General features: G+C 70.7%; 10 protein-coding genes. All 10 read right to left on the minus strand.

Annotated features, from left to right (window positions below):
• Positions 1 to 101: 101 nt before the first annotated feature.
• Positions 102 to 476 (minus strand): hypothetical protein, encoded by a 375-nt coding sequence (locus tag ABT078_RS39310; protein ID WP_351236694.1) that lies wholly within the window; start codon positions 474 to 476, stop codon positions 102 to 104.
• A gap of 191 nt (positions 477 to 667) precedes the next feature.
• The gene (gene mycP / locus ABT078_RS39315) at positions 668 to 1,732 is read right to left on the minus strand and encodes a type VII secretion-associated serine protease mycosin (protein ID WP_351236696.1); all 1,065 of its coding nucleotides are present in this window, start codon (positions 1,730 to 1,732) and stop codon (positions 668 to 670) included.
• A 162-nt stretch (positions 1,733 to 1,894) separates the two neighbouring features.
• Positions 1,895 to 3,304 carry a WXG100 family type VII secretion target gene (locus tag ABT078_RS39320; RefSeq protein WP_351236698.1) on the minus strand — a complete coding sequence of 470 codons (1,410 nt, stop codon included), beginning with the start codon at positions 3,302 to 3,304 and terminating at the stop codon, positions 1,895 to 1,897.
• Between the two features lie 135 nt (positions 3,305 to 3,439).
• Complete coding sequence (locus tag ABT078_RS39325) at positions 3,440 to 3,910, minus strand: DUF2563 family protein (RefSeq protein ID WP_351236700.1); 471 nt, start codon at positions 3,908 to 3,910, stop codon at positions 3,440 to 3,442.
• A gap of 153 nt (positions 3,911 to 4,063) precedes the next feature.
• A complete protein-coding gene (locus ABT078_RS39330) occupies positions 4,064 to 6,385 on the minus strand; it encodes a xanthine dehydrogenase family protein molybdopterin-binding subunit (RefSeq protein ID WP_502981528.1) in 2,322 nt (773 codons plus the stop codon).
• Positions 6,382 to 7,776, minus strand: a complete 1,395-nt coding sequence (locus ABT078_RS39335) for a 2Fe-2S iron-sulfur cluster-binding protein (RefSeq protein WP_351236702.1) — start codon at positions 7,774 to 7,776, stop codon at positions 6,382 to 6,384. The genes ABT078_RS39330 and ABT078_RS39335 overlap by 4 nt, the downstream gene beginning before the upstream one ends.
• The gene (locus ABT078_RS39340; protein WP_351236704.1) at positions 7,773 to 8,651 is read right to left on the minus strand and encodes an FAD binding domain-containing protein; all 879 of its coding nucleotides are present in this window, start codon (positions 8,649 to 8,651) and stop codon (positions 7,773 to 7,775) included. The genes ABT078_RS39335 and ABT078_RS39340 overlap by 4 nt, the downstream gene beginning before the upstream one ends.
• 286 nt (positions 8,652 to 8,937) lie before the next feature.
• Positions 8,938 to 10,587 carry a beta-N-acetylhexosaminidase gene (locus ABT078_RS39345; RefSeq protein ID WP_351236706.1) on the minus strand — a complete coding sequence of 550 codons (1,650 nt, stop codon included), beginning with the start codon at positions 10,585 to 10,587 and terminating at the stop codon, positions 8,938 to 8,940.
• Between the two features lie 4 nt (positions 10,588 to 10,591).
• On the minus strand, positions 10,592 to 11,455 hold the full coding sequence (locus ABT078_RS39350; RefSeq protein ID WP_351236708.1) for a carbohydrate ABC transporter permease: 864 nt from the start codon (positions 11,453 to 11,455) through the stop codon (positions 10,592 to 10,594).
• Positions 11,452 to 12,372 (minus strand): carbohydrate ABC transporter permease, encoded by a 921-nt coding sequence (locus ABT078_RS39355; RefSeq protein ID WP_351236712.1) that lies wholly within the window; start codon positions 12,370 to 12,372, stop codon positions 11,452 to 11,454. The genes ABT078_RS39350 and ABT078_RS39355 overlap by 4 nt, the downstream gene beginning before the upstream one ends.
• Between the last annotated feature and the right edge of the window lie 56 nt (positions 12,373 to 12,428).

Consider the following 12,428-nt stretch of genomic DNA (forward strand, 5'->3'; position numbering starts at 1 on the left):
GTGGAACCAACAGTTCCGGCCGCTCATACCTTATGCGCGCGTACTGCGGAGGCCTGCCTCGGTCGGACTTGCGCACGGTATGCGCACAAAAGATCCGGCATTCAGCACCGGCCCTCGTCCACGGAGACGACGAGATCGTATTCGGGCAGAACCGTGGTCGAGCCATCGGCCCCGGGTACCGCGACCCCGCCCGACTCCGAAGAGGTCATGCTCAGGCAGAAGGGGTACTCGCCCTTGTCGGTGGTGAGCTCGTAGCTGTCGCCACCCGTCGACTCCACGGCGAGGCGGTAGTAGGGACCTTCGCCCTCGGCGGCCTGGCGCAGTGCGTCCTCGACCGTGGACGTGGACCCGCTCGTGGCATGCGAATCGGCCTCGAGCGACGCGGCCGCGGCCTCCACGACGTCCTGCAACTCGCTGCGGCTCCATGACGAGTCGTCGGCGAAGTTCATGGCACCGCAGGCGGAGAAGAACATCACGCCGGCCGGCGATGAACGCGACGATCCGACCTCGGTTGTACGCCGCGTCGGAGGGCTCGTTGGCCTCCGGGTTGCGGTAGCGCCAGGCGGTGAAGCGCCAGTAGAGGCGCCGCTGGTCGACACACCCGAGGACGACGAAGAATGCGGCAAGGGCGAAGAAGGTGATGACGACGCCGGTCATGGAACGCGCTTCAGCTTCGCCGGGAACGGACCACGGGAACGACTATTGCGGCGCCGAGCAGCACCGCGGCGCCGATACCCAGACCTATCAAGATTCCGGCCCTGCTGCCGTCGGCCTGGGAAGCGGGCGCGGCGGCGGCCGGCTTCTCGGCGGAGTCCGAACCACCTGTCGGCCCGGAGGCCTCCGTGGAGGGAGACTTGGTCTCGGCAGCCGCCAGGTCCGGGAGGGGGTACACGTCCGCGGGTCCGGGGTCGACGGTCTGGGAGAGGGCGATACGGGGGCGGACCGCGCCGTAGCCGATGTAGTCGTTCCGCTTGGCGCCGCTGGTGGGGCCGCCGGCGGTGCTGAGCATGACGCGCAGGACCTGGTTGTTGGTCCAGGTCGGGTACTTGGACCAGATGAGGGCGGCGGAGGCGGAGGCCAGGGCTGTGGCGTCACTTGTGCCGTGGGTGGTGCAGAGGCCGGTCTTGCCGGTACAGGCAGTGACGATGTCCGTGCCGGGCGCTGCAAGGTCCACGTGCTTGCCAGTCTGCGACTCCTTGGTCGCTTTGACGTCCGCGCCGACTGCGGCTACACCGACCACACCGGGGGTCGCGGCGGGATACTGGACGGGAGTGGCGTCATTCCCCGCGTTGCCTACAGCGGCAAAGAGGAGCTTGCCCTTGCCGAGTGCGTACTTGACGGCCTCGCGTGTCCGGGGCCCGTCGGTCGGCGATCCGAACGACATGCTGATGATCTTCGCCTCCGAATCAGCCGCGTAACGAATGGCGGTGCTGGTCTGGCGGTCTGCCTGCTCGCCGGCCAGCGTGTCCGTTCTGATAGGCAGGATCTTGGCCCCCGGGGCAAGACCGAACGATCCGTCGCCGGAGGGATGCTCGCCGGTGGCCGCGATCACGGCCGCCATGCTTGTGCCATGCCCGTCGACGTCGTCATGTGCGTCGCCCGGCTTCACCGTGAGGTTCTTGCCTTCAAGGACCTGGCCCTCGAGTTCAGGGATAACCTTCACGCCAGTGTCGATCACGGCGACCGTCACCCCCTTGCCGGTGCTGACCTCCCACATCTCGTCGGCCTTCATGGCATCGAGATGCCACTGCGATGACCGAATCGACTCGGCATGGGCGGGCGTTGACGCTGTGCCCACCAACAGCAGCCCGAGTAGGGCCGACATGCCTACTGTCAGGTGGCGGGCTCGAATGCTGCTGGTGCGCATGTGTTTCCTCTGCGAATCCGTACGCGATCAGTCGATCACCGGCGGCACAACCCGACGGCTGTCCCGCTGCCAGGTCTCTCCGTCTTCCACCAGGTAGTCAGGCCGCTCCTCGCGACGCTCGTCCTGATTGCGGCCTGCTCCGTGGGTGGCGTGCGGCATCATGCCCGCGCGGCTGCCCTGTCCAGCACCCGCGCGGGTGCCGCCTTCAGCAGCAGCACCATTACGGACCAGGCCCGTGCCACCAGGCGTGAACGGACGGCTGCCGGTCGCACCCGGCTGCTGACCGGGACGACCACCGACGACGCCACCGGTCTCGTACGCCAGGCGTCGGCCTGCGGCAATACCGTTCTGACCGCCCGCGGGACCGTGCGTGCTGCCGACAGGGGTACCCCCCATTGGCGTACGACCGTGAATGCCCTCGTTCCCGACCACCGTGCCGCGCGGGAGTCCGCCCGTGGGACGACCCGTGTTCTGCGGAACTGGACGGCCGCCCATGATGCCACTCTCGCGAGGCGCCCGGGCAGTACCGGGGCCGGTGCCGACCGGGCCATGGCTGGGTAGCGCGGGCGTACGCCCGGTGCCACCGGCAGGTCGTCCGCCCGAGACTGCTTGGTTACTGCCGGTCAAGGGCGGCATGACGATGGGCGGAGTGATTCCCCCATCAGGACGACCGGCCGGCGGAGGGCCTCCCGGTGTGGTGGAGGGCGGCTGCTGCGTGGGCGGCGGAAGCGTGCCCACGCTGTCGATCCCCAGCCCGACAGGGCGGTCGGCGTGTGGGGGCACGGTGTCCGCAGACGTCGGAAGCACCTGTCCGTTGCCCACGCCGTGACCGGACGGACCGCCGGGTGCCAAAGGAGAGTAATCGCTGCCGGATGAGCTGCCACCCTGGCTGTAGGTACCGGGGCGAGCCCGGTCGTCCCCGTCAACGTAACTGCCCTGCGGGACGAAATCCGCCGGCGGCGCCGGAAACGTCGGCGGTTCCGCCGCGTTGATGAACATCGCCGAGAACGTGTACGACTGCGCAAGCTTGTTCATCTGCTGAACGGCTTCCGCGTGGTCCCCGTCCAGCTTCGCCCGGGCTTCCTGCGCCACGGTCCGTGCATCCGGGTCGTTGTGGTACTTCAAGGCCGCATCGAGGTTCTCCTTCGCGGAGGCATCCACCTCCGGCAAGCCGGCCTTCACCTCACGCAGCGTCTGAGCCGCGTTGCTCATCCATGAGCCGCCGACCGCGCTGTACTCCCCGAGCTTGATGGTGGCAAGCGACGCCTGCTCGCCCCAGGTCGCGAACGCCTCGGCGCCATCGCCCTTCCACACCACGGAGTTGACGTAGGCCTTGAGGTCCTCGCCGATCTCCGTGATCGTCTTGGCGGCGTCGGTCAGCTGATCGGCATGCTCCTTGATGGTCTCCGGGTTCGCCGAGGCCAGCATGGCCAGCATCTGCTGATGCGTGTGCGACTCGAAGTCCGTGGACACGAACAGCCGGCCGAAGAGCCCTCCGAACACGCCCCCGCCCGACTCCTGCTCAGCCATGACGGCGCCCCCTCATTCCCCGTGTATGCACAAGTACCGTCATCACAGACTCGTACCGCCCGACGCATCGGCCGGGTCGGCGGCCTTCGCGGGCTCGTCCTTGGACGGCTCCTGCTCCCTGCGCGTCTCCGCTTGGCGGCGTTCGATGTCGGCCTCGGCCTGCTGGGCGATGCGCTGCATACGCCGCTTGATGTCGTCGTCGATCTGCTCATAGCCCTTGCGGGAACCGTCGACTGCGATGCCCAGGGCCTCGATCTGACCCGCCAGACCCTTGGAAAGGTTCTGCAGCTCTTCGTGGACCCGCTTGTACACGTTGTACAGCGTCTCAGCCTCGCCGAAGCCCTTGCCCAGGTCACCGACCGGAACCGTGCCGTCCGCCATCTTCATCGCTGCCGCGGGGGATGCGTCGAGGCGCGAGAGAAGCCCGTCCACCCGGTTCTTGAACTTGACCAGCTCGCCGGCGTCGACGTCCAGGTCCATGGAACCGGAGCCCGAACCGCCTCCGGAGCTCACAGTGGAGACGCCTGGGTGAACCGGCCGCCCCGTCCCGTCGTCCAAAGCCATCGACGCCTCCCCGTTCAACACACAAAAGCTTCGGAGATCACTGTAGTCACCATCAGTGACACGGTGCACCTCGGCATTGCACGTGCAACGCGGATCACACGGTTATGAGTTGGGCACAGCGACCGCCGCCTGCGGCCTGATCGGGAGGCGGTTGACCGGGCGGCCCGTGGCCGCGCGGACTGCGGAGGCGACGGCGGCCGGGGAGGTGACGACCGGGACCGCGGAGGCGGCCTTTGCGCCGAAGGGGGCCACCACGTCGCGTTCCTCGATGAGTTTGACGATGCGGATGTCGGGGGCGTCGAGGGAGGTCGGGAGAGCGTAGCCCGTGAGGTCGGGGTGGCGGACGAGGCCGCGGGCGGTGCGGAGGTTCTCGGTGAGGGCCGTGCCGACGCCCTGCGTGATGCCGGCCTCGATGCGGGCGTTCAACTGGGCGGGGTTGAGGACGCGGCCGACGTCCTGGGCGACGGCGACCTCGACGACGCGTACGGAACCGAGTTCGATGTCGACGTCGACGACCGCGCGGATGGCGCAGAAGGCGAGGCCGACGAAGGCGTCGCCCTGGCCGTGGTCGTCGAGGGGTTCGGTGGGGTGGGGGCGGCACTGGGCGGTGGCCCAGAGTTCCTTGCCGTCCATGGCCTCGGTGACGGTCGTGGAGAGCACGCCGTCGTACGACGTGATCTTGCCGTCGGTGATCTGGAGCAGCTCGGTGGACATGCCGAACTTGTGGGCCAGGGGCTGCAACAGCTGCGTACGGACCATCTTTGCCGCCCGTTCGACGGCTCCGCCCGAGACCCAGGTGTGTCGGCCGTGCGCGGCCGCACCCGCCGGGGGCTGGTCGGTGTCGACCGGGGCGACGCGGACCTCGTCGATACCCAGGGTCTCCTGGACGATCTGACGGGCCAGGGTGGAGAAGCCCTGGCCGGTTTCCACGGCCGCGCAGATGACGGTTGCGGCGCCGTCATGGACCTTGACCGTCGCCGTCGAGACCTCGTCCGCCCCCTCGGCCCCGAGCATGTGGACCATGCCGAGCGCGTAGCCGACGCCGCGGCGCACCGCGCCCGGTTCGCCCGCGCCCTCGGGGCCGCCTGGGAGGAGCCAGGCCTCTTCCGGGGTGTCCATGGGGAGCGCGGGCAGCGGGAAGTCGCGTACGGCCAGCAGCAGTTCGGCGACCGGGGCCGGGCAGGTGACCGTCTGGCCGGTGGGGAGGATGTCGCCGGTGGCAAGCACGTTGCGGAGGCGGACCTCGGTGGGGTCCAGGCCCAGTTTCGCGGCCAGCTTGTCCATCTGGGCCTCGTACGCGGCGCACACCTGCATCGCGCCCTCGCCGCGGACATGGCCGGAGGGCGGGTTGTTGGTGCGTACGGCCCAGCCCTCGATGAAGGCGTGCGGGACGACGTACGGGCCGCAGGCGAAGGCCACGGCGGCGGCCAGGGACTCCGACGAGGCATCGGCATAGGCGCCCGCGTCCAGCAGGATCTGGGCCTCGACCTTCACGAGCTTGCCCTCGGCGTCCGCGTGGTGGCGGTAGCGGAGCAGGGTCGGGTGGCGGTGGGCGTGGCCGAGGAAGGACTCCTCGCGGGTGGCCGTCAGCTTGACCGGGCAGCCGGTCTTCAGGGCCAGCAGGCCGAGCGGGATCTGGAAGCCCGGGTCCTCGCGGTCGCCCGTCGCGCCCGGTACGCCCGTGACGACGACCTTCACCTGCTCCGGCGGCAGTCCGAAGCAGGCCGCCGCCAGATCGCGGTCCGTGTGCGGGTCGGTGGACGCGGTGTAGAGCTCGACGCCGCCGTCGGGGCGCGGCACGGCGAGGCCGGCCTCGGCGCCGATGGGGGCGGGGTCCTGGCGGCCGATCCGGTACAGGCCCTCGACGATCGTCTCGCCGGTCGCCTCGGGGTCGCCGAAGTTGAGCGGGATGTGGCGGATCAGGTTGCCGTCGGGGTGCAGGGGCTCGGCGGCGAAGGCCTTCTCGGGGTCGGTGACCGGCTCGAGGATCTCGTACTCGACCGCGATCGCGGCAGCGGCGAGCCGGGCCGTGTCGGGGTGGTCGGCCGCGACGGCGGCGATCGCCTCTCCGTGGTGGCGGACGGTCTCGGACGCGAAGACGGGCCGGTCCGCGATCCGGCGGCCGTACGCCGCGTCGCCCGGGACGTCGGCCTGCGTGATGACCGCGTGCACGCCTTGCATGTCGGCAGCGGCGGCGGTGTCGATGGAGGTGATACGGGCATGGGGGTGCGGGGAGCGCAGGATCGCGGCCCACAGCAGGCCCTCGGCCCACAGGTCCGCGGCGTACGGGAACGTGCCCTCGGTCTTGGCGCGCGCGTCGGCCTGCGGGAGCGAGGCGCCGAGGCCGTGGGTGGGCACCTCTCCCTGGGCGTCGCCGCCCCCCTGGGGCATCGTCGTCACGGTGGTGGCCGCGTCGTTGCTCACGCCATGCCTCCGTCATGCGGGTGGGGCTGCACACTACCGGCCCCGGGGGGTGCCTGGTGCGGGATGCGTGCCTCCTCGTGGGGCTCCTCCGTGGCCGCCGCCGCGGCGGCGGCGCTCGCCTCGCGCTCCGCGACGACCTCGCGCACGGCGTCGACGACACCTCGGTAGCCCGAGCAGCGGCAGAGGTTGCCGCAGAGCGCCTGCCGGGTCTCGAGCTCCGTGGGGGCGTGGTTGCCCTCCAACAGGTCGTGGACGGTCATGGCCATGCCGGGAATGCAGAAGCCGCACTGGACGGCGCCGCACTTGGCGAGGGCGCGCTGGACGTCGGACGGTTCGCCGTCGACGGCGAGGCCCTCGACCGTACGGACCTCGGAGCCCGCCGCCGTGGCCGCGGGAACGAGGCAGGAGGCGACCAGCCGGCCGTCGACCTGGACGTTGCACGCGCCGCACTCACCCTGCGAGCAGCCGTCCTTGGCACCGGCGAGGCCGAGGCGCTCGCGCAGCACGTAGAGCAGGGACTCGCCGACCCAGGCGTCCGTGACGGGGCGGTCGGCGCCGTTCACACGCAGGACGTACGAGGTGTGGGGGTGTTCGTCGTTGCCGAGGGTGCCGCCGGCTCGGTCCTGGGCCTCGGCCTGCGCCGGATCCTGAGCCGCTGCCGGTACGTCCTCGGGCTCCGGCTGCCGCACAGGCTGCTGCTCGGGCTCCGGCGGCGTCTGTGACTGCGGCTGCGGTACGGGCGCGGGCTCCGGGGCTCCGGCCCGGGCGACCGCCTCGGCCGGCTCCTGCGGCGCCGTCGCCCAGGGCGCGGCCGCCCCTCCCGGCAGCGTCGCCGGGTACGGCGCCGGAGCCGCGGGCTCCTCGGGCGCCGCCTCCGGAGTCGTCGCCCAGGGCGCGGCCGCGCCTCCCGGCAGTGTCGCCGGAGGCGTACCTCCGCCCCACTGGGACGCCAGCACGGACGTCGTGAACTCGCCGGACTCGTCCGGAAGGTCCCCCTGTGCCACGGGGATCGTCCACTGGCCCGTCAGCTCGGAAGGCCCGGCCGCGACGGGCTCGGCCTCCGGGAAGGTCCACTGGCCGGTCGCACGCGGGTCCTGCTGCGTCGCGGCAGGCTCGGGCTGCGGCTGCACCATCCAGGTGCCCGTCGCCGCGGGGTCCGTGCCGGGCGCAGGAGTCGGCGGCGTGATCTGGGGCGGCACATAGCCGTGCCCGGGCGCCGCGAGCGGTGCGTCCAGCAGGCCCTCGGGCGGCAGTTGGACGAAGGCCGTCGCGTCGGAGTCGTACTCGCCCTGCGGGGTGGGCTGCCATCCGCCGCCCCCTCGCTGCTGCGACGGGGACTGCGGCTGCGGCTGCTGGTGCTGCTGCCCCGAAGCGTTCTCTTCCGTGCTCACGACAGCGCCCTCCCCAGTGCTCGTCGGGCCAGCGCGGCGACCGTGCGCCGCAGGTGCAGGATCCCGGGCGGCATCTGCTCGTCGCCCTGCGGGTCCGGGATACAGGCCGCTGCCACGTACTCGCCGAAGGCCGCCAGCGCCTCGGGTGCCAGACCGCGCGCGCCGTCCCAGTCGATCAGGGACGCGATCCAGCGCTCGGCCTCCAGCGGACGCAGCGGCATCGGCGCGATCGCGCCGACCGCACAGCGCACCCCGCGCCGCGCCGGGTCGAGCACGACGGCGACGGACGCCGACGCGCGGCCGGGGCCGGTGCGCCCCGTGGCCTTGAGGAACACCTGCGGGGCGTGCAGCAGCGGTACGCGGACGAAGCCGATCAGCTCCGCCGGACCGAGCATCTCCCGGCCGGCCAGCAGATGGGAGACCGGGATCTCGCGGTGGGCGCCGCCCGGGCCCGCGATGACCAGGTCCGCCTCCAGCGCGGCGAGCACGGGCAGGGTGTCACCGGTCGGGGCCGCGGTGGCGATGTTGCCGCCGAGCGTGCCGGCGTTGCGGATCTGCGGCGGGCCCGCGGCGCGCGCGGACGCGGCGAGCGCGGGGATGAGCGCGGCGAAGTCGGGCCGGCCCATCCGGGCGTGGGTGAGGCCGGCACCGAGCAGCGCGTGGCCGTCCTGGTACTGCCAGCCGCGGATCTCGTTGATGCGGCCGAGACCGACGAGACCGGCGGGCCGCAGCCGACCCTTGTTGACGGCCGCCATCAGGTCCGTGCCACCTGCGACCGGCACGGCGGCGGGCATGGCCGTGAGCGCCGCCACGGCCTCGTCGAGCGAGGCCGGCAGCGTCACGGACTGCGCCGCCTGCGGTGCGTGAGTGGTCAACCCAGCTGCCCCTTCCCGGTGTCCCGGCTGTCCGCCTGTGTTGCCGTACCGTACGTGCTCACAACCCGGACGTGGCAACTCTGGCACATCTTCCGAGCGGTCCGACGCGAGGGTCCGCGAAGGGCACATCCGTCCAGAACATTCCGAAGACTGACGTTCGTCCGGTTTGGTACGGCATTGCCGTCACAAGCGGATTACCGCTCTTCGGCGCTCCTTGTACGACTTTTCCGTGCGGCCCCCCACGGTCCCAGGGACCGCCGCCGGGAGCACCATCTTGTGGCGCGGCTCACACGATTGGGGGCGCCCCCTCGATCGGACGTCCGAGCACACCTGGGCGCTTCTGCCACGGCAACGGGCCGCCGGGCGGCCGGTAGTCGACGCCGAGCGCGTCAAGGCGCCTGTAGTGGACCGTCATTCGCCGCTCGAAGTCCGCGAAGTCACGGTCGGCGGAGGCGGGGAGTGCGGACCACGCGACCTCGGCGAAGGCCGCGAGGCGCGGAAAGACCTGGTAGTCGACGCGGGAGCGGTCCTGCATGACCTCCGTCCAGACGTTGGCCTGGGTGCCGAGGACGTGCGCCGCCTCGGGGGTGCCGGTCAGCTCCGGCGGGACGGGCTCGAATCGGTAGACGTCCTCCAGGGTGCGTACGTAGCCGATGGGCATCGGCTCGTCGGCACCGGCGGCCTGCCGGTGGTCGAGATAGACCTGCTGCTCGGGGCACATGACGACGTCGTGGCCCGCGCGCGCGGCGGCGACCCCGCCGGCGTAGCCGCGCCACGACGAAACGGCTGCGCCGGGAGCCAGACCGCCCTCCAGGATCTCGTCCCACCCGATGAGGCGGCGGCCGCGGGCGGCCAGCCAGGTGTCGAAGTGCCGGATGATCCAGGACTGCAGCTCGTCCTCGTCGGCGAGGCCGAGCTCCTTGATGCGGCCCTGGGCGGCGGGGGACGCCTTCCACTGGTCCTTGGGGCACTCGTCGCCGCCGATGTGGACGAACGGGGAGTTGGCGGCCGGGAAGAGGTCGAGGACCTCCTCCAGCACCTCTTCGTAGAAGCGGAGGGTGGTGTCGGAGGGAGCGAGCACGTTCGGGTTGACGCCCCAGGTGTCCCACACGGAAAGGGCGGTGTCCGCCTCGGTCGACGCCGTGATGACGTCGGTGTTGCCCAGTTCCGGGTACGCGGCGATGGCGGCCTGCGAGTGGCCCGGGATGTCGATCTCCGGAACGACGCTGATGTGCCGCTCGGCGGCGTACGCGACGATTTCGCGGATGTCGTCCTGCGTGTAGTAACCGCCGTGCGGCTTCTCGTCCCAGAGGTCGGACGCCCTGTGCCCCCATTTCGTGCGGGACCGCCACGAGCCGACCTCGGTGAGGCGCGGGTGGCGCTTGATCTCGATGCGCCAGCCCTGGTCGTCGGTGAGATGGAAGTGGAAGACGTTGAGCTTGTGGGCGGCGAGGAGATCGAGACAGCGGAGGACGTCGTCCTTGGGGAGGAAGTGGCGGGCGACGTCGAGCATGAGGCCGCGCCAGCGGAAGCGTGGGGCGTCCTCGATGATCTGGTCCGGGATGCCCACGGCCACGTCGCGCCGCACGGGTGCCCGGCGGAACGCGTCGGGCCCGAGCAGTTGACGCAGCGTCTGGGCGCCCCAGAAGACGCCGGCCGCGTCACCGCCGGCAATCTCCACGCCCACGGTGGACACCACCGAGAGGCGGTACGCCTCGGGCGCCATGCCGTCGTCGATGCGCAGGGTGAGGATGTTTCCTTGTGTGCCGTCGGCCGCGGGCGGGAACGGCAGGCCCAGGGCAGAGCCCACGGTGGAACGCAGCCAGCGCTCCGTGGTCCCGGTACCCGGACCGGCGCTGATCGTTGTGCGCGTATCCGGGACGAATCCGCACCGCTTCGGGCCGCCGATGCTCCGTGGAGCGGGAATCAGGTTCATTGCCTCAGTCCTTCACCGCGCCGCCGAGTCCGGAAACCAGACGTCGCTGTACGAGTACGAAGAAGACCAGCACCGGAATCGTCATCACCGTCGAGGCCGCCATGATCCCGCCCCAGTCGTTCTCGTCCGGCTTGAAGAAGACCAGCAGCGCCATCGGAAGGGTCGACTGCGAGGTGTCGCTGATGATGAACGACTTCGCGAAGAGGAAGTCGTTCCACGTCGAGATGAAGGAGAAGACGCTCGTCGCGACGAGCCCGGGGAAGACCAGCGGGAACAGAATCTGCCAGAGGAAGCGCGCGCGGCTCGCGCCGTCGATGTACGCGGCCTCCTCCAGCGCCTCCGGAACCGCCTTGACGAAGCCGCGGAGCATCCAGATCGCGAACGGCAGCGAAAAGGCGATGTGCGGCAGGATCAGCGCGCCGAGGGTGTTGAGCTGCCCGAAGTCCCGCATCAGGAAGAACAGTGGGATGGTCAGCGCCTCGATCGGCACCATCTGCGCGACCAGGAACATGATCAGCAGGGTGGTGCGGAACCGGAAACGGAAACGGGTCACGGCAGTTGCCGCGAGAAAGGCGATGAGCGCGGAGGCGATGACGACGGCTCCGGCCACGAAGAGGCTGTTGAGGAAGTAGCGGCCGAATTCCTGCTGTTCGAAAACGCGGCGGAACGAGTCGAGGGACGGGGAAAGCGTCCACGGCCGGGCTTCGGTGGACTGGATCTCACCCGCGGGCTTGAACGCGGAGAGCACCATCCAGTACAGCGGGAAGGCGACGACGGCCGCGATGAGCAGGGCGGCCGCCTCGGCGGCGAGGCGCCACGGCCTGTGGATGCGGACGTGGAATCGGAGACGGGCGGAGAGCGTGCTCACAGTTCCTCCCCCTGGCGGCGCAGCAGCCGCAGATAGACCAGCGTGACGGCGAGCAGGATGAGCAGCATCACGACGCCGATCGCCGAGCCCAGGCTGTACTGCGAGGACGCGAAGGCCTTTTGGTAGGCGTACACGTTGAGGACGAGATTCTGGCCGGCGATTCCACCGCCGTTCGTCATCACGTAGATCTGCGTGAAGACCTTGAAGTCCCAGATGATCGACTGGATCGTCACCACGACCAGGATGGGCCGCAGCACGGGTGCCGTGACCGAACGCCAGGTCCGCCACTGCGAGGCACCGTCCAGCGCGGCGGCTTCGAGCACCTCGCCCGGGATGGCCTTGATACCGGCGTACACCGTCACCATCACGAACGGGAACGAGCACCACACGACCTCGAAGAGCACGAGCGCGAAGGCGCTGTAGCGGCCGTACGTCCACGAGAAGTCGCCGAGCCCGAACACCTTGTTGACCGGGCCGAAGTCCGGGTCGAAGAGGAAGACCCAGACGGTCGACCCGGTGATCGCGGGCGTCGCCCACGCCCCGAGCGCGGCGAGCATGAGCGCAAGGCGGGGCAGGGCGCGGATCCGGGTGAGCAGTACGGCGAGGGCGCACCCGACGGCGAGCGTGGCGACGACACAGGCCGCGGCGAAGACGACGGTGGCGAGGAGGACCTGCCAGAACTGGCTGTCGCCGAACAGGGCGGTGTAGTTGCCGAAGCCCTGGAAGGACGTCGGCTCGCCGCCGCTGACCTGGGCCTGGGTGTACTCGAGGAAGGAGATGAGCCCGAGCTGGTAGATGGGGTAGACGAGCAGTCCGCCCAGGACGACGAGCGCCGGCGCGAGGTACATCCACGGGGTCCAGCCCCCGTGGCGTCCTCGTGACGGCCGCGGCCGCCCGTCGGCGCGCGACGAAGACAGCTTGACGGACTCCAGGTGGTCGCGCAGGGACTGTCCGACCTTGCCCTTGACCTCGT

It is taken from the genome of Streptomyces sp. NPDC002133, assembly GCF_040296405.1.
Classification (GTDB): domain Bacteria; phylum Actinomycetota; class Actinomycetes; order Streptomycetales; family Streptomycetaceae; genus Streptomyces.

Coding starts and splice junctions, on each gene's coding strand:
- mycP (WP_351236696.1), bottom strand. CDS start 1,732: ATGAAGGCCGACGAGATGTGGGAGGTCAGCACCGGCAAGGGGGTGACG.
- ABT078_RS39320 (WP_351236698.1), bottom strand. CDS start 3,304: ATGCTGGCCATGCTGGCCTCGGCGAACCCGGAGACCATCAAGGAGCAT.
- ABT078_RS39345 (WP_351236706.1), bottom strand. CDS start 10,587: ATGAACCTGATTCCCGCTCCACGGAGCATCGGCGGCCCGAAGCGGTGC.